This is a genomic window from Actinokineospora guangxiensis (assembly GCF_042657845.1).
Classification (GTDB): Bacteria; Actinomycetota; Actinomycetes; order Mycobacteriales; family Pseudonocardiaceae; genus Actinokineospora; species Actinokineospora guangxiensis.
The window spans coordinates 227623-244616 of the sequence record NZ_JBHSKF010000006.1; the positions used below are offsets into that span (position 1 = coordinate 227623).

The 16994-nt window shown below is 71.6% G+C and carries 14 protein-coding genes and 1 tRNA gene; 10 read left to right on the plus strand and 5 right to left on the minus strand.

The window, feature by feature from the left end:
- Positions 1-8 precede the first annotated feature (8 nt).
- Entirely contained in the window at positions 9-3839 is a 3831-nt protein-coding gene (locus ACFPM7_RS15280) for a Pls/PosA family non-ribosomal peptide synthetase (protein WP_378248272.1), read from the minus strand.
- A gap of 237 nt (positions 3840-4076) precedes the next feature.
- Between ACFPM7_RS15280 and ACFPM7_RS15285 the strand changes: the two genes are divergently transcribed.
- Positions 4077-4388, plus strand: a complete 312-nt coding sequence (locus tag ACFPM7_RS15285; RefSeq protein ID WP_378248273.1) for a PadR family transcriptional regulator — start codon at positions 4077-4079, stop codon at positions 4386-4388.
- Between the two features lie 167 nt (positions 4389-4555).
- Here ACFPM7_RS15285 and ACFPM7_RS15290 read toward each other — a convergent pair whose 3' ends face one another.
- On the minus strand, positions 4556-4765 hold the full coding sequence (locus tag ACFPM7_RS15290) for a hypothetical protein (RefSeq protein ID WP_378248274.1): 210 nt from the start codon (positions 4763-4765) through the stop codon (positions 4556-4558).
- A gap of 487 nt (positions 4766-5252) precedes the next feature.
- Between ACFPM7_RS15290 and ACFPM7_RS15295 the strand changes: the two genes are divergently transcribed.
- Positions 5253-5336: transfer RNA gene (locus ACFPM7_RS15295), tRNA-Leu, on the plus strand.
- Here ACFPM7_RS15295 and ACFPM7_RS15300 read toward each other — a convergent pair.
- The 3 genes from ACFPM7_RS15300 to ACFPM7_RS15310 all read right to left on the minus strand — a co-directional run bounded on the left by ACFPM7_RS15300 (position 5292) and on the right by ACFPM7_RS15310 (position 9057).
- Positions 5292-7172 carry a recombinase family protein gene (locus tag ACFPM7_RS15300; protein WP_378248399.1) on the minus strand — a complete coding sequence of 627 codons (1881 nt, stop codon included), beginning with the start codon at positions 7170-7172 and terminating at the stop codon, positions 5292-5294. The genes ACFPM7_RS15295 and ACFPM7_RS15300 overlap by 45 nt on opposite strands.
- A gap of 580 nt (positions 7173-7752) precedes the next feature.
- The gene (locus tag ACFPM7_RS15305) at positions 7753-8646 is read right to left on the minus strand and encodes a M56 family metallopeptidase (protein ID WP_378248275.1); all 894 of its coding nucleotides are present in this window, start codon (positions 8644-8646) and stop codon (positions 7753-7755) included.
- A 30-nt stretch (positions 8647-8676) separates the two neighbouring features.
- Entirely contained in the window at positions 8677-9057 is a 381-nt protein-coding gene (locus ACFPM7_RS15310) for a BlaI/MecI/CopY family transcriptional regulator (RefSeq protein WP_378248276.1), read from the minus strand.
- Between the two features lie 218 nt (positions 9058-9275).
- On the opposite strand from ACFPM7_RS15310, the gene ACFPM7_RS15315 reads away from it, so the two are divergent.
- Genes ACFPM7_RS15315 through ACFPM7_RS15350 form a run of 8 tightly spaced genes read left to right on the plus strand, consistent with a single transcriptional unit; the run spans position 9276 to position 16993 of the window.
- Entirely contained in the window at positions 9276-10424 is a 1149-nt protein-coding gene (locus ACFPM7_RS15315; RefSeq protein ID WP_378248277.1) for a LuxE/PaaK family acyltransferase, read from the plus strand.
- A 3-nt stretch (positions 10425-10427) separates the two neighbouring features.
- A complete protein-coding gene (locus ACFPM7_RS15320) occupies positions 10428-10829 on the plus strand; it encodes an iron-sulfur cluster assembly scaffold protein (RefSeq protein WP_378248278.1) in 402 nt (133 codons plus the stop codon).
- Positions 10804-12018, plus strand: a complete 1215-nt coding sequence (locus tag ACFPM7_RS15325) for a cysteine desulfurase family protein (protein ID WP_378248279.1) — start codon at positions 10804-10806, stop codon at positions 12016-12018. Before ACFPM7_RS15320 ends, ACFPM7_RS15325 begins: the two co-directional genes overlap by 26 nt.
- Complete coding sequence (locus ACFPM7_RS15330; protein ID WP_378248280.1) at positions 12015-13118, plus strand: ABC transporter permease; 1104 nt, start codon at positions 12015-12017, stop codon at positions 13116-13118. Before ACFPM7_RS15325 ends, ACFPM7_RS15330 begins: the two co-directional genes overlap by 4 nt.
- Positions 13115-13930 carry an ABC transporter ATP-binding protein gene (locus ACFPM7_RS15335; protein ID WP_378248281.1) on the plus strand — a complete coding sequence of 272 codons (816 nt, stop codon included), beginning with the start codon at positions 13115-13117 and terminating at the stop codon, positions 13928-13930. Before ACFPM7_RS15330 ends, ACFPM7_RS15335 begins: the two co-directional genes overlap by 4 nt.
- Positions 13927-14955, plus strand: coding sequence for a peptidase U32 family protein (locus ACFPM7_RS15340; RefSeq protein ID WP_378248282.1), 1029 nt, complete (start codon positions 13927-13929; stop codon positions 14953-14955). Before ACFPM7_RS15335 ends, ACFPM7_RS15340 begins: the two co-directional genes overlap by 4 nt.
- Positions 14956-14969: 14 nt before the next feature.
- Entirely contained in the window at positions 14970-15791 is an 822-nt protein-coding gene (locus tag ACFPM7_RS15345) for a hypothetical protein (RefSeq protein WP_378248283.1), read from the plus strand.
- Between the two features lie 8 nt (positions 15792-15799).
- A complete protein-coding gene (locus ACFPM7_RS15350) occupies positions 15800-16993 on the plus strand; it encodes an acyl-CoA dehydrogenase family protein (protein ID WP_378248284.1) in 1194 nt (397 codons plus the stop codon).
- The last annotated feature ends 1 nt before the right edge of the window (position 16994 follow it).

Below are 16994 nucleotides of genomic sequence, written 5' to 3' on the forward strand. Positions count from 1 at the left end.
CAGCCCATTCAACAGGACGGCCACACCTCGATCGGATTGCCGATCCACCGCGTGCCCGCCGGCACCGACTCGCCCCGCATGACCAGGGACGCGGGCCCGACGGTGGCGCTGTCGCCGACGGCGCTGCTGGGCAGGGCGATGCCGTGCGGGCCGAGCGTGGCGCCCGCGCCGAGGGTCACCGCGTCCAGCGCCATGATGCGGTCGTGGAACAGGTGGGTCTGCACGACGCAGCCCCGGTTGACGGTGGCTCCTGCGCCCACCGACACGAGGTCGGCCTCGGGGAGCCAGTAGGTCTCCAGCCAGGCGCCCGCGCCGATGCGCGCGCCGAGTCCGCGCAGCCACAGCGACAGGGCGGGGGTGCCCTGCGCCAGCGGGGCCGCCCACCGCGCGCCGAGCACCTCGACGAAGGTGTCGGCCAGCTCAGCGCGCCAGACGAACGCGCTCCACAGCGGCTTGCGGGTGGTGCGGAAGCGGCCGACGAGCAGCCACTTCGCGGCGACCGCGAGTCCGCATGCCGCGACGCCCGCCACGGCCAGCAGCCCGCCGACGGTTAGGGCCGCCCAGCCTCCCCAGATCGGCACCAGGGCGAAGAACCCGCCCGCGACCAGCACCAGCAGGGCGACAGACAGGGCGACGGGCACGAGCCTGCACAGTTCGACCAGCGCCCTGGCCGCCACGAGCCGGGCCGGCGGGGCGAAGGTGGTGCTCTCGTCGCCGGTCTCGGCGGTGCGCGGCAGCTTGATGGGCGGCATGCCGAGGTAGGAGGTGCCCGCCTTCGCCTTCTTCGGGGTGGAGGACAGCACGCCGACCAGGCCGCGGTTGGGCACCTTGCGCCCCGCGGCGGCCATGCCGGAGTTGCCGAGGAACGCGCGCTTGCCGACCCGCGCGGTGGCGATGCGCAGCCGTCCGCCGCCGAGTTCGTAGGAGCCGACCATGGTGTCGTCGGCGAGGAACGCGCCGTCGCCGACGGTGGTCAGGCTGGGCAGGGCGAGCACCGTGGAGGCCTCGACGCGCCTGCCGACCCGCATGCCCAGCGCCCGCAGCCACACCGGCGTGGCCAGGCTGGCGTACAGCGGGAACAGCGCGCCGCGGGCGAGGTCCATGAGCCGCTCGGTGGTCCAGGCCTGCCAGGCGATGCGGCTGTGCACGGGGTACTCCCCCGGCCGTAGACCGATCGAGAGCAGGCGGACGGTGCTCAGCACGATGAGGGCGTAGGTGCCGAGGTAGGCGATGGTGGCCACCGGCACGGCGATCAGCGCCGAGCCGAGCGCGGCGGCGAGGTCGGGGGTGCCCGCGACGGCGGCGGCGAGGACGAGCAGCGCGGGGACGGCGGCGAGGGCGGGCAGCAGGCTCAACCCGGTCGAGGTGAGCCCGTAGCCCGCGGTCCACCCGGCTTTGCGCGGCGGTCGCGGGCCGCGTCGGGTGGCCCGGCCGGTGCGCGCGGCGGGCGATCCGCCCCACCGCTGGCCTGCCGGGACCTCGCCTGCGACGCCGGAGCCGGGCGCGACCTCGGCGCGCTTGCCGACGCGGGCCCCCGGCAGCAGGGTGCTGCGCGAGCCGACGACGGCGCCCGCGCCGATGCGGATCGCGCCGATGTGCAGCACGTCGCCGTCGAGCCAGTGCCCGGCGAGGTCCACCTCGGGTTCCACCGCCGCGCCGCGGCCGATCCGCAGCAGCCCGGTGACCGGGGGCGCGGAGTGCAGGTCGACGTCGTCGCCGACGACCGCCCCGAGAGCGCGGGCGTAGTGGCGCAGCCAGGGCGCGCAGCCGACGCCGGTGACCCCGGACAACTCGGCGACGCGCTCGGCGGCCCACAGCCGCAGGTGCACGCTCCCGCCGCGCGGGTAGGCGCCGGGGGCGACGCCGCGCAGCAGCAGCCGGGCCGTGCCCGCGGCGAGCGCGATGCGTCCGGGCGGGGAGAGCAGGACGACCCAGCCGGTGATGATCAGCCACCAGGGCGTCGTGGGGGCCCAGGTGGTGTCGAGGACGTTGGCGAGCGCGGCCAGGCCGACGGCCCAGCGGGCGCCGACGACGGCGAGCATGGGGACGCTGAGCAGCGCCTGGACGAGCCCGGCGGAGCGCGGGGTGGGTTTCACGTCGCGGTCGGCGCCTGCGACGGCCGCCGAGGAGTCGATGAGGGCGGCGAGCGCGCCCAGGGTGGGGTTGGCGTAGAGGTCGGCGACGGCGATGCCCGGGTGGGTGGCGCGGACGCGGGAGACCAGCTGCGCGGCGGCGAGGCTGCCGCCGCCCGCGGCGAAGAAGTCCGCGCCGGGTCCGGTCGGGCCGACGCCGATGATCTCGGTCCAGTGCTCGGCGAGGCGGGCCTGCGTCGGGGTCAGCCTGCCTGCGGCCTCGGTGGTGGTCAGCGGCCAGGGCAGGCGGTCGCGGTCGACCTTGCCAGAAATGCGGGTGGGCAGGGCGTCAACGCGGGCCAGCAGCGGGACGAGCGCGGCGGGCAGCACGGCGGCGAGCTGCCCGCGCGCTGCCTCGGGGTCGAAGCCGGGCTCGGCGGCGACGTAGCCGACGAGGACCTGGCTGCCCGCCGGGGTGGTGCGCACGGCGGCCGCAGCGCCGGCGACGCCCGGGAGCGCGGCGAGGGCGGCGTCGATCTCGCCCAGCTCGATGCGCCTGCCGTGCAGCTTGATCTGCTCGTCGGCGCGGCCGAGGAAGACCAGGCCGTCGGCGTCACCGCGGACGAGGTCGCCACTGCGGTAGGCGCGCTGCCAGCCGAGGGCGGGCAGCGCGGCGAACTTCTCGGCGTCCTTGACCGGGTCGAGGTAGCGGGCCAGGCCCGCGCCGCCGATCACCAGCTCGCCGGACTCCCCGACGGCCACCGGCTCGCCGTGGCTGTCGACCACGGCCAGCTCCCAGCCCTCCAGCGGAAGCCCGATGCGGACGGGGCCCTCGCCGGTGAGCTGGGCGGCGCAGGCGACCACGGTGGCCTCGGTCGGGCCGTAGGTGTTCCAGACCTCGCGGCCGGGGGCGGCGAGGCGGGCGGCCAGTTCGGCGGAGCAGGCCTCGCCGCCGAGGATGAGCAGGCGCACGTCGGCGAGGGCGTCGGTCGGCCACAAGGCGGCGAGGGTGGGCACGGTGGAGACGACGGTGATGCCGCGCTCGACCAGCCAGGCCCCGAGGTCGACACCGGAGCGCACGAGCGAGCGGGGCGCGGCGACCAGGCAGGCCCCGTTGCGCCAGGCCAGCCACATCTCCTCGCAGGAGGCGTCGAAGGCGACCGAGAGCCCGGCCAGGACGCGGTCGTCGGGTCCGATGGACCGCTCGGGCAGGAACAGCCCCGCCTCGGCGTCGACGAACGCCGCGGCCGAGCGGTGGCTGACGGCGACGCCCTTGGGTTTGCCGGTGGAGCCGGAGGTGAAGATGATCCAGGCGTCGTGCTCCGGCGTGGGCGTGCCCGGCGCCCCGGTGGGGGTCCCCCGCCGCGTGATGGCACGGTCCTCACCGATGACGACGGCCACCCCCGCTTCGCCGAAGACGGTGTCAGCGCGCTCCTCGGGATCGTCGAAGTCGACCGGCACGTAGGCGGCCCCAGCCTGGAGAACGGCGAGGATCGCCACGTAGAGGTCAACAGACCCAGACGGCACCCGAACCCCGACCCGATCCCCCAGCCCGACGCCGGAGAGCGCCAAGACCCCGGCGAGGCGGTCGACCTCGACCATCAGCGCGGCGTAGTCGAGGACGGTCGCACCGTCGTCCAGGGCGGCGGCGTGGGGGTGGCGGGCGGCCGTGGCGGCGAGGATGTCGAGCAGGGTCCGCGGCGGGCTCTCCGGGCCGGAGCGGAACACGGCGCGCTGGGCGAGGGCGGGATATGCGTCAACGGACATCGGCGTTCTTCGCGTTCCTCACCTGTCTGGCGGCATCGACAGCCAGCAGACATTACCGGTGGTGACCACCTTTCGTCGCGCCGGATCACCCGATCGGTGCGCGGTATCACATCGAGGATCGCTTTCCCCTCAACAACTTCTGAATCGCCAGACGATATCGCTTCGCGATATTACTTGCAAGGACTGAGAAATGACGGCGAATCGGGGTGCGATATCGGTTCGCGATATCCTGGACCGATGGATGTCCTCCGCGAGTTCCACACCGGTGCCCTGCGCCTGCGAGTCCTCCACCACGCGGCCCAGTCCCCCATCCACGGGGCCGCCCTGGCCGAGGAACTGGCCACGCGAGGGCACCGCGTGTCCCCCGGCACCCTCTACCCGCTGCTGCACCGCATGCAGGAAGCGGGCCTGCTGAAGTCCGCCACGACCGCAGAGGCGGGCAGGCGCCTGCGCCGCTACCGCACCACCAAACGCGGCAAGCGGCTACTGGAGGCGTGCCTCCCCGTCGTCACCGACCTCGCGCGCGATCTCGGGACGCCGATCGCCTGAGCCATGTACTCCATGCGGGTGAACCGACGGAAGGTCTCGCCCTCTGCCACATCCGATGAGACGACGGCACCGAAGACCCTGTGGCGAGCGCGGACGGGAGAACGCGACCGTCCGCCTCGGCTCACGGAGGCGCTCCCGGGGGTGCGAAATCCGGGAGCGCCTCCGTGTCAGGTGCACGCCGCCGGCGAGAAACCTCCCCCTGGCGACTCGTCGCGGCGTGCGCCCCCGGTTTCCCGCGCGAGCCGCTCGCCCGCACGGCGGGCGGCGTCGCACATGCGCTCCAGGAACGCGGTTGCGGCTCTCAGATCATCGACGTCGGCCGCGCGCTGGGTGTCGGCCGATCTCCTCTGGCCCGCGAACGCCAGGAACTCGCGCACGGCCCCCGAGCGTTGGCGTCGGAGCCCGGCAGCCCATCCAGGTGGCCAGGTGCTGGTTGAACTCCCCGAAGCGAACCACCCAGTCCCGCAACCTGAGCATCACCGCGACCTGGGTCGCCGGCCTCGGAAAGGTCAGCGAATCCCCACTCGTCACCCGAACCCCCACCGACGACATGCGCTGGCGCTGGCACAACACCACCCGAGGCCGCCAAGCCCACCTCAGCCCCACCCGCGCGTTCCCCTCCCTCCCGAGCCCTGCTCAGCGGCTACATCCTCGCCACCGACCCCACCCTCTACCGCCCTGCCCGACTACGAAGCCTGGATGCGCCCCTGGTCACCAAGGCCCAATCCCCCAGACATCCGCCACTTCGCCTGCCCCAGCCCCGCAACCAGCCCCAACGTGCACCCCCACCCCCGATTTGAGCCCTCCCAGCGCGATCAGCTAAGGTATCCCCACACCACGCGAGAGGTTCAAACCCTCCGCGATGTCCGGGTGGCGGAATGGCAGACGCGCTAGCTTGAGGTGCTAGTCCCCGTTAAGGGGGTGGGGGTTCAAGTCCCCCCTCGGACACATCATTACCCCACGGGCCTTAGCTGATTCTATCAGTTGGGCTCGTGGGGTAATGCATTCCAGGTCGCGGAGCCTTCTAGCGCCTGTCCCATAGTCGCCTGACATTTCATGAGGTAATGCTTCATGGGTTGTTGAGGACAAGCCGCTGAACGGTCGCCGGGAAGTTGCACGCTCGTCGACAGCGGAGTGGGTGACGCTGCGCGCTGATCGGAGGCGGTCTCGTACCGCGCGTAGCTGAGTCGTTCGAGCGCGGCGATAGGTCTGGCGGGTCCGCGGGCGGCCGACGCGCGTGGGGTCGGATGTGGTTGCCGGGTCCGGGCTGACGGGGCGGCTGAACGGACCGGCGTTCTCGATGGTGCCGGCTGGCTTGGTTGGGTGATCAAGCGCCGGGTCCATGTCCGTCTTCGGAACGTGGACCTCGACTGACCTGTGTCCAGTTGGGACCGGGCGCCTCGAGACATCCGGTTGGTTCAGCAAGACGACGGTTCCGGGCTCGCACCGAAACGTGAGGGTGAGTTGGCGAACGATGTGTGCCGCCTGTTCCGGCGTTGGGTCGGCCGCCAAGGCGGCAAAGGTGAGGAGGTCGGCTATGCGGTCGAGTAGGTGGTCCTCTCGGAAGTACAACGCCCGGGCAGAATCGGTCGAGCGAGTGTGCGTGCTGCGGTACCCGTGTCGACACCGGTAGGCCGCCCGGCCGTGAACGCGATGCGCCTCCATGCTCCGACCACACAGTCCGCACTGCAGCCTGCCGGTCAACTGGTAGATGTGCGTGCTCCCCTGAGCATTGGGTCGTCTGGCACGAACCGCTTGCACGGCGACGAAGTCTCGCTCTGACACCAGCGGCGGATGGGCGATCTGCGCTGAGGTCACCCAATCCGCTGGATCGTTGCGCACGGTCGGGCGCCGCCCGGCAGGCGAGAGGTCGGTGCGGTCGGCGCTGGTACGGTTCCAGACCTGATAGCCCGTGTACCTCGGATTGGACAGAATCTCGGTCACCGTCCGCAGAGACCAATCGCGGCGTACACGGTGCCGATTGCGGTCCGGGTCGACCCCGGAAGGTCCAGGCACCTCACGTTCGTTCAACTCCCGAGCGATACCCGCCACGCTACGACCAGCCAATCGCTCGGCGAACATCCACCTCACCGTGGGCGCCGTGACAGGGTCAGGGGCCAGACGAAGCAACCTCACCCCACGACGGCCCATCGCCCGGTTCGGGTGCGGACCATCATCCGTCAGCCGATACCCGTAGGGCGGACGGCCACCAAGGAAACGGCCCTGTTCGATGGTCTGCATCCGCATCGCCACCAACACCCGGTGCCGTGCGCGGATCACCTCTGCATGCGACCGCGCCGCCAGCACGGTCGCCAGCGCCTCGTGCAACGACGATCCGAACTCCACCGCTCCCCCGGCCTCCGGCAACCACAACTGCACACCGTGACGCTCCAACACAGGACGCAGCGCACCAAGCTGCCCGACATCGAAGGCCCGCTCGTACTCACCCACCACGATCCCGCCAATCCGATTCGCCGGATCCGCGATCATCTCCAACAAGGCGCTGGCCTTCGGACGCTTGTGCCACGGCACCTGTCGCGAGCAACCGACCTCGAAGAGCTCCCCCACGATCTGCCCGTGCCCAGAGATCAACCGACTGGCCACATCCATCTGCCATGCTCGCGACGTTCGCGGGTCTTGATGCTCAACCGTTGATGCACGGCCATAGAACAAGAATCGCATTGATCCTTGGACTGAAGGCTCCGCACCGACGCACTCCTGCGGTGTCATCGAGGCGAACCACTCCGCCAACGTGACCGGTCGCGACGAGCAAGGCACCGTCATCAGGATTTCCGATCGTCAGACGACATCGGCCACGGGACACCATGACGGCCGCTCCCTTACGCCAGGAGCCTCGCAGTTCACCCGGACGGGCGCGTCCTGTTCGCCGCAGGCCGATGTCGGAGGAAAGGGTCTAGAGTCGCCACGGCCCCTTCGAGCTACCGCCTCGCGTTTCGGTTAAGCCGTTTCACGGCCGAGGTCGGCCTGCATCGCGGGACCGCTGGGGGTAATCACCGTCGGCGTGCTGCTGCGAACGTCGCGATGAGCGTGCAGGACTCCAACTCAATACCTTCGCTTCGTCGCCGACCTCGTGCCCCGACAACGGCCGGTTCACTGCCTACGGCGTGATCGCCGCAGCGAAAGGCGCGGCCCACCCTCCCCCGAGGCTTGCCGCCGGGGCGCTAGGCATCTCGCTGGCCTGACTGATCATGTCGGTCGGCATCACGCGGGCCGCGACGACTCGTCCCCCTAGCCTGATCGCACGCCGATGCGTTCACTCCGACGCGCAGAACTATCAGGCGTAGCGTTCTGGTCTCACCGCTAGAGTCTTGGTCGTTCCGCCGCGGTTCGGGGCAGACGCCGTTCAGACGCAGACCCACATGCACAGCTCGGTGATCAGCACGACTGCGGTGCCCAGAATCGGGGCGACGGCGGTGGTTCCGGCCAGGCCGAAGATGGTGACGGCTCGGGGGGAGCGGCAGCATCTGGTGTCGAGAAGTAGGTGGCGGAGTCGTACCTGGACCGCGCGGCCGCTTGCGGGGAGGGTGTCGGTGAGGGAAGGCATGTTGCTCAGGGCGATGAGGGCGCGGGCGGTGGCGTGGTTGCCCGCGTGGCGGCGGGCGGCGCAGTCGGCGCACATCTCGACCAGTTCGGCCAGGCGGGTGACGAGGTGGGGTGCGGCGCGCCAGCGGGGCAGGGTGGCGGCGAGGGCGTCGCCGAGGTGGGTGACGAGGTGGTGGCGGCCTGCAAGGTGGTGGCGTTCGTGGGCGAGGACGGCGTCGAGTTCGGGTGCGGTGAGGGTGGTGAGCAGGCCGTTGGAGACCACGACGCGGTGGGTGGGCAGGCCGGGGACGCAGTAGGCGAGCGGGGTGTCGTGGTTGAGGACGGAGACGTCGGAGTGGCCGGGTAGGGCGGTGGCGAACAGGTCGAGCAGGTCGGAGTGGCGTTGCCGTCGTGGGCGGGCGGCGCAGATCATCGCGAGGAAGCGGCGGATGATGCGGACGGCGAGCCAGCCTGCGGCAGTGATCGCGATGGCGCCGGCGACGCCGAAGTAGGCGGTGACTCCTCGGTAGGGGTGCGGGTCGGCGAAGAGCACCACGACGGCGAGGACGAGCGCGCTGCCCGCCGCGGCGAGACCTGCGGCCCAGAAGACCAGGGCGGCGCACGGCGCGCGGTAGGGCCAGGTGGTTCGGGTGATGGCGGTGGTCGTGGCGACGACCAGGACGACGGCGAACACGACCAGTTCGAGAGCCGTCACGGTTTCCCCTTCACCGACGGCCGGTGTGCGCTACCCGCGGCCGTCCCCCTCGGTCTGTCTGTCTGCCTCGTGCAGCGCGTCGCTGAGCACTTCACGGGCTTGCGGTCCCATGCGGTCGATGAAGCGTACGAGCACGTGCCGGTCGTCGCCGACGATGCCCAGCGCTTCGGACATCAGCTCGGCGAAGAGCTCGTCGCGGGTCGCGATCGCGCTGAACCGGTGTGCGCGATCCCCGGCGTCCTGCCGCACCAGGCCCTTCTTGGCCAGGCGCTGCAGGGTGGTCATGACGGTGGTGTACGCGAGCTGGCGTTGAGGCAGCAGCGCCTCGTGCACCTCGCGAACCGTCGCGGGCTCGCCGGACTGCCACAGGCAGTCCAGGACGGCTCGCTCCAGGTCCCCCAACTTCGCCACCGGCCGAGCGTACTTCACTGAACACGATGGGAGTAGTACTACCACAGTCGTAGTAACGCCCGCGCAAACTTTGGTCACACAGATGTGCCGGTAACGCCACGCGTCACCCGGGAGATGTCTACTATCGAAGTCGTACTACGGCGGTAGTAGATCAGCTCCGCCCCCGACCGCACCTGTCCACACGGTAGCCCGGGGCGGTTCTCTCCGAGGGGACGAACATGAGTTTGGCGTCGTTGTTGGGGTCGTTCGCGGCCACGTCGCGGGCACCCGAGACGCAGTGGCAGGTCACCGTGGCCGAGGTGATCGCGGACGCCTTCGCGACCCACTTCCGCGACAACGAGTTCTTCCGGGCCCAGTGCGACGCGATCGGGTTGACCCCGCAGAACCTGGAGCGCACGCGGTCGGGGCTGGTGAAGATCCCGCTGCTGCCGGTGAAGATGTTCAAGCAGCCCGACGCGCACGTGCTGCTGTCGGTCCCGCTCAACGACATCGAGCTGGAGATCCGCTCGACCGGCACCGGTGGCGTGCCGTCGGTGGCCCGGCGGGACGCGGCGACGGTGACCAACACGGCGCTGGCGATCCTGGGCCAGTACCGCGACCTGTTCTCCATCTCCAAGGGCGCGGGCCTGTTCCTGTGCCCGTCGACGGCCGAGACGCCGGAGATGGGCATGGTGAAGGTGTTCAACCTGCTCAACGGGCTCTTCGACGACCACACCTACCTCGTCAAGGACTACGCCTTCGACCCGCAGGAGGCGCTGGACTACCTGGAGCGCTGGGACGGCTCCATGACCCGCTACATCGTCGGCCCGCCGTTCCTGGTCAACCGGCTGCTGCGGTTCCTGGAGCTGGAGGACATCCGCCTCAAGCTCGACCCGGAGTCGATGGTGATCACCCTCGGCGGGTGGAAGCGCTACACCGGCGAGTCGATGAGCCGCGAGGACTTCAACGCCAAGATCGAGGAGTACCTCGGCATCGGCACCGACCGGGTGCGCGACATGTACGGCCTGATCGAGACCAACATGCTCGCCATCGAGTGCGCCGAGCACCGCAAGCACGTGCCGCCGTGGTGCCACGTCTCCATCCGCGACGTCACCGACCCCTACCTCGAGCTGCCCGCGGGCCGCACGGGCACGATCGGCATCCTCGACGCGCTCAGCGGCGGCTACCCGGGCTTCATCCTCACCGAGGACATCGGCGAGGTCGACGAGACGCCGTGCCCATGCGGGCGCACCGGGCAGACCGTCACCTTCCACCGCCGCGCCCACGGCGCCGAGCTGGGCTGCTGCGCGGTCAGCATCGAGAAGTTCATCGAGTCCCAGGAAGTCGTGGCCGAGTGCGCCGTCCCCGGCGCGGAAGCGGGCCGGTGACCCATGCCCCGGTTCAGCCCCACCGTCGTCGACCACTTCACCAACCCCCGCAACGCCGGTGAGATCGAGAACGCCGACGTGCGCGCGTTCGTCGGCAACCCGGTCTGCGGCGACCAGATCCTGCTCACCGCCCGCGTGGACGGCCCGGTCGTGTCCGAGATCCGATTCCGGGCCCACGGCTGCTCGGCGTCGCTGGCCACCGCCAGCCTGCTCACCGAGACCGCGACCGGCGCCCAGCTGGCGGCACTCGAGCAGATCGACGCCGCGCGCATGGAGGAACTGCTCGGCGGGCTCGGCCCCGACCAGAAGCACGTCGCCGCCCTCGGCGCGGACGTGCTGCAGCGGCTGGTCGCCAACCACCGGAACGGGGTGAACGACGATGACCCGATCAGCTGTAGCGCCTGAGCTCGCGCTGCCCACCGCGCCCGCGGTCGTCTACCTCGACAACGCGGCCACCTCCCCGCTGTGCCCCGCCGCGGCCGAAGCCATCCGCGCCGGGATCGAGCTGTTCGGCAACCCCTCCAGCGCCCACCCCGCGGGCGAGGCGGCGCTGGAAGCGCTGACCCGGGCCCGCGCCCAGGTCGCGCGCCTCTTCGGCTGCCCCGCCGAGGAGGTCGTGTTCACCGGCGGCGGGTCCGAGGCCAACGCGATGGCCATCGTCGGGACCGTCCTCGGCCACGGCGACCCGCGCCAGGCGCACATCGTCACCACCGCCATCGAGCACTCCGCGGTCCTGCAGTCGGCGTGCCTGGCCCAGGACCTCGGCGCCGAGGTCACCGTCGTCGCCCCGAACGCCGAGGGCTGGATCGACCCGCGCACGATCGCCGACGCCCTGCGTCCGAACACCGTCCTCGTCAGCGTCATGCACGCCAACAACGAGACCGGCGTCGTCCAGCCGATCGCCGAGATCGCCGCCCTGGCCCACCGGGCGGGTGCTCTCGTGCACACCGACGCCGTACAGACCGCGGGCAAGGTCGACCTGACCTGTGTGGACGCGGACCTGGTGTCGATCTCGGCGCACAAGTTCCACGGCCCCAAGGGAGTCGGCGCGCTGCGAGTCGCCCCGTCGGTGCGTTTGGCGCCGCTGCTGCGCGGCGGCGGGCAGGAAGCGGGCAGGCGGGCGGGCACGGAGAACACTCTCGGGGTGCTCGGCATGGGCGCCGCCGCGGTGCAGGCGCTGGCACACCTGGCCGACATCGACTACCAGCAGCGACGCCCGCAGCTGCGCCAGGTCCTGCTGGACGGTCTCGCCGAGGTCGCCGACATGCGGATCAACGGCATCGGCGCGCCCGGCATGCCGGAGACGGTGAACCTGTCCTTCCTCGGGCTGCGCGGCGACACCATCGTCGATGTCCTCGCCGCCCACGGCGTCTGCCTGTCGGCCGGGTCGGCCTGCCACGCCGGGGAGAGCAGCCCCTCGCACGTGCTCACCGCGATGGGCGTGCCCGTCGACTGGGCCCGCAGCGCGGTCCGCGTCTCCTTCGGCCGGTTCACCACGCGCGAGGAGGTCGCCCACGCCGCGGCCTTGCTGGCCGCGACCGTGCACCGGCTCCGCGCGCTCACACCGACGGGAACGGGGACGACCGGGCGATGATCGCCATCAAGAACCTGCTCGGCGAGCGCGGGCGGCTCATCACCTCGCTCATCGGCGTGGCCTTCGCCGTCATGCTCGTGCTGGTGATGACCGGCATCTTCGTCGGCACCACCAACCAGGTCACCACCTACATCGACAACAGCAGGGGCGCGGTGTGGGTGGCCCAGCCGGGCACGACCCAGATGTTCCGCTCGGTGTCCTGGCTACCCGGCGACACCGAGCAGCAGTTGGAGGGCGTGGACGGGGCCGGTGAGGTCTCGCCGATCCTCGGCGTGCCGTCCAGCTTCGTCCGCGACGGCAACCAGACCGCCTTCTACCTGCTCGGCTACGACCCGCAAGCCCACCAGGGCGGCCCGTGGAGCGTGAGCGAGGGCAGAGCCGACGTCGGGCCGGGCGAAGTCGTCCTGGACCGGGTGCTTGCCTCGAAGAACGGGGTCACCGTCGGGGATACCGTCGAACTGGTCGACGGCGAGTTCACCGTGGTCGGGCTGTCGGACGAGACCGCTGCGGTCGGCAACTTCTACGCCTTCGTCACCCTCGACGACGCCGCCGAACTGCTGCGCGCCGGCGACCGCGTCTCCTACTACCTGGTACAGCCCGAACCCGGCACGTCGGCGAGCGCGCTGGTCACGCGGATCAACGAGCAGGTCGGCTCGGTCGACGCACTCACCTCCGAGGAGTTCGCCGAGAACTCCAAGGCGATCGTCGTGTCGATGATCGGCAGGCCGCTCTACGCGATGATCGCGATCGGTCTGCTGGTGGGCATCGCGCTGGTCGCGCTGACCGTGCTGGCCACCGTCGCCGAGCAGATGCAGGAGTTCGGCGTGCTCAAGGCCGTCGGCGTCTCCTCCCGCCAGCTCTACCGCGAAGTCCTGCTGCAAGCCGGATTGCTGGCCGTCGTCGGCTACCTGATAGGCGCCGGGATCGCCTACGGGGCGCAATTCGGGATCCGAGAAGGGCTCGGCGACGTCACCGTCGAAGTCACCCCCGTGATGCTCGCGGGCATGTTCGGCGTGACCGTGCTGATGGCCGTGCTGGGCTCGATCACCCCGGTGCGGCGGGTCGCCCGCCTCGACGCCGCGGTGGTGTTCCGCCGGTGACCGACACCCCTGGAGAGAACCCGATGACCTGCCCGGTCTGCTCGGCCCCGGCGACGCCGCCGAAGTGCGGCACCTGCGGCAGGCCCGCGCTCGCCCCGTTCGAGGGCACCGACCTGCTCGTCCTCGACGGCGTTCGCCACACCTACGGTAGCGGCCCAGGCGAGGTCCACGCCCTGCGCGAGGTGGACATGCGCGTGCGCCGCGGTGAGATCACGCTCATCGTCGGCCCGTCCGGCGGCGGCAAGACCACCGCGCTGCTCGTCATGGGCCTGCTGCTCAAGCCCACCGCCGGGCAGGTCCGGCTGGCCGGGCAATCGATGGAGGATGCGAGCGAGTCCGAGCGGACCCGGGCTCGGCTGCTGCAGCTGGGGTTCGTCTTCCAGCAGTTCAACCTGATCAAGTCGCTGACGGCGCGCGAGAACGTGATGGTCCCGATGCGCTACGCGGGTGTGTCCAAGAAGCACGCGGGTGAACGCGCGAGCGAGGTGCTGACGGCTCTGGGTCTCGGGCACCGCGTCGACCACCGGCCCGCCGACCTCTCCGGCGGTGAGAAGCAGCGGGTCGCGGTGGCCCGCGCGCTGGCGCTCGGCCCGCAGGTCGTGCTCGCCGACGAGCCCACCGCGAACCTTGACTCCGTCGCCGGTCAGCGGGTGGTGGAGAAGCTGGCCGAGCTGGCATCGGCCAACGGCACCTCGGTCGTCATCGTCACCCACGACACCCGGCTCGCGCCGATCGCCGACCGCCTCCTGCGGCTGGAGGACGGCGCCTTGGTGGAGCAGGACGTCAGCGCTTTCGCGGGCGGTCACCCGTGACCGCGACTGACTTCGCGCTCGCCCCGCCCCACACCGCGGTCGAAGCCGGTTTCGTCGGCGGCGCGAGCAGTGCGGTCGTGGGGTTGAACGCGCCGGTGCGGTCGTTGCAGATGCTGGACCTGCAGGCGGCCGCGGGGGCGAGCGAGGTCTACCTCGCTCTCCCCCCGGTCGGTGGCGCGCTCTCCTTCGACGGCCTGCCCAGCGCTCGCGACGGCGAACCCACCCAGGTCACCACCCGGCGAACGCTCACCGCCTTGGTCACCGAAGCGCACCACCGTGGGCTGCGCGCGCACTTCTGCGCCGATGCCCCCGCCGTCGCGCCCTCGCGCCGCGACGACTGGCTCGCGCACGCGCGGATCGGGATCGAGGCGGGTGCCGACACCGTGGTAGTCGGCAGCCTGGCGACCCTGGCCTGGCTCACCGACGCCCATCCCGGAGTGGATGTGGTCGCCGGTGGGCAGCTCGGCGTCAGCACCACCTCCTTCGCCCGCCACATCGCCGCCACCTACGGCGTGCGGCGCATCGTGCTCCCCCACGAAATCACCCTCGACGAGATCGCCCGGTTCACCGCGCTCGGCACGCAGCTCGGCGTCGAGATCGAGGTACCCGTGCAGACCGGCTCCGGGCTCGGCTGCCGCGGATGTCGCCTCGCCGACCAGCCCGGCGCGGGGCTGGGGTGCCGAGCCGGCTACCGCGGCGGCGTGGCGGGAGAGGACGTCGACCTCGGCGGATTCCTCGACGGCGCGGGTGACTGCGCCCTCTGCGACGTGCCGACCCTCGCCGCGCTCGGGGTTCGGGCCCTTCAGGTCCCCGGCAGGGAGAGCCCGAACCTGCGGCAGAACGCCAAGATCACCCAGATGTACCGGCGCGCGGTGGACGGCGCCGCGGCCGCGCGTCCCATGGTCGACGTCGTGGCCGACATCGACCGGGTGGAACTGATGTGGCAGATGGCCTGGGTGCCGCGCCTGTGCGAGCGAGCGCGCTGCCGATTCCGCGACACCCCGGCCCGCCGGGCCTACGTCTGAGCCGGAGGGATCCCGTGCACATCGAAGCCCGAGCGGCCTCGCCCGCCGCGGTCGAGGCGCTGCTGGCGCTGCCCGTCGACGCCGTCGGCATCGGCCAGGAAGGGTGCCTGGCCAAGCTCCCCGACCGCGACACCCTGCGCACCCTCGCCGAGCGCGTCCGCACGGCGGGCAAGGACGTCACCATCGTGCTGCCCGCCGCGTGGGAACGCGGAGCGGACGCGGTGTTGGATGCCGCGCTGGCCGTCGCCGAAGACGGGCCCACGACGGTAACCGCCAACGACTTCGGCACGATGGTCTCCCTGCACCAAGCGGCTCCCGCGCACACGACGGTGGCGGCGGGCTTGGCGCTCACCCAGGTCCGCGTGCACGCCGCCGACGGAACCACCCCCTCCGCCGGTTCAGCCGAAGTGGACTCCGCGAGCCTGAACCTGCTCACCGGAATGGGCGTCCGCACCGCCGAAGTCGACTCCACAGCGGACACCACCGGTCTGCACGGCTGGCGGGTGCGACAGGTTCTCGGCGCCGTTCCGCTCGGCTGGGCGCGCTCCTGCCCGACCGCGCGCCACCACGACCTGGCCCCGCCGGACTGCGTCGACCGCTGCGACACCCCGATCATGATCACCGCCCACCAGCGGTGGGTGCTCAACCACGGCCAGCGCGAAGCGCTCCCCGTAACCGCCCGCCGGAGCCAGCCGACCATGACCGTATTCGGCAACGGCGTCTACCTGGCCACGCCCGCAGACCCGACCGGCGCGCACGACGTCGTCGTGGACACCCGGTTCACCACCGCCGCCGAGCTGTCCGACCTCGTCGGCGCACTCGCCGCATCCCGCTAGGAGACCTCGTGGTCGACCTCTCCCTCTCCCCCGCCCAACAGGACCTCGTGGACCAGGCCGCCGCGGTCGCGCGCCGCGCCCTCGCCGAACGCGCCACCGAGCACGACCGCACCGCGCGCTTCCCCGCCGAGAACATCGCCGACCTGCACGCCGCAGGCCTGCTCGACCTGCTCGTGCCCGAGGACCTCGGCGGCGGCGGCGCGGACCTGCTCACCTGGTCGCTCGTCGTCGCCGAACTCGCCCAGGCCTGCGGGTCCACCGCGCTGATCTTCGCCATGCACAGCGGCGCCACCCACCTGCTCTCCGGAGCAGCCGCGGCCGGCGACGCGATGGCCACGCGGGTGCTCGGCGAGGTGACCGCGCACGGCAAACTGCTGGCCTGGGGGTTCTCCGAACCCGGCACCGGCGGCAACATCCTCACCCCGCAACTGCGCGCCACCGTCTCCGACGGCCACGTGCGCCTGGCGGGCACCAAGGCCTTCTGCACCGCCGCGGGCCACGCCGACTACTACCTGATCAACGCCCACAGCGGCGAGGAAGAGTTCCGGCGCTCGCAGACGATGACCCTCGTACCCGCAGGCGCCGACGGGCTCACCGTCAAGGAGACCTGGGACGCCCTCGGCATGCGCGCCAACTGCGCCAACACCCTGCTGCTGGACAGCGCGCTGCCCGCCGAGCACGCCGTCGGCGGGCACGGCGGCGGCATGCCGCTGCTGGCCTCCGCGCTGCCCGCGCTCGTCCTCGGCCTCGCCGCGGCCTCCCTGGGTGTCGGCAAGGCCGCCTACGAGTTCGCCACCGGGCACGTGCTGCGCCGCACGCTGGCCCCCACCGGTCAGTCGCTAGCGGCGTTCCAGGGCGTGCGGCTGCACGTCGCCGACATGGCCGTCACCCTGCACACCGCCCGGCTGGCGCTGCTGCACGCCGCATGGACGGCGAGCCGCGACGCGCTGGAAGCCCTGCCGATGATGAACATCGCCAAGTACGCCTGCAACAAGGCGGCCGTGACCGTGGCCGACACCGCCATGCAGGTCACCGGCGGCCACGGCTACCTGCGCGCCAACCCGCTGGAACGCCACTACCGCGACGCCCGCGCCGGCGCCGTCATGGGCGCCAACCTCGACGCCCTGCGCGACATGATCGGCAAAGCCGCGCTGGGCATCGATCCCCGATCCGACCTCGTCCCCACCGCAGGAGAGCGCTGAG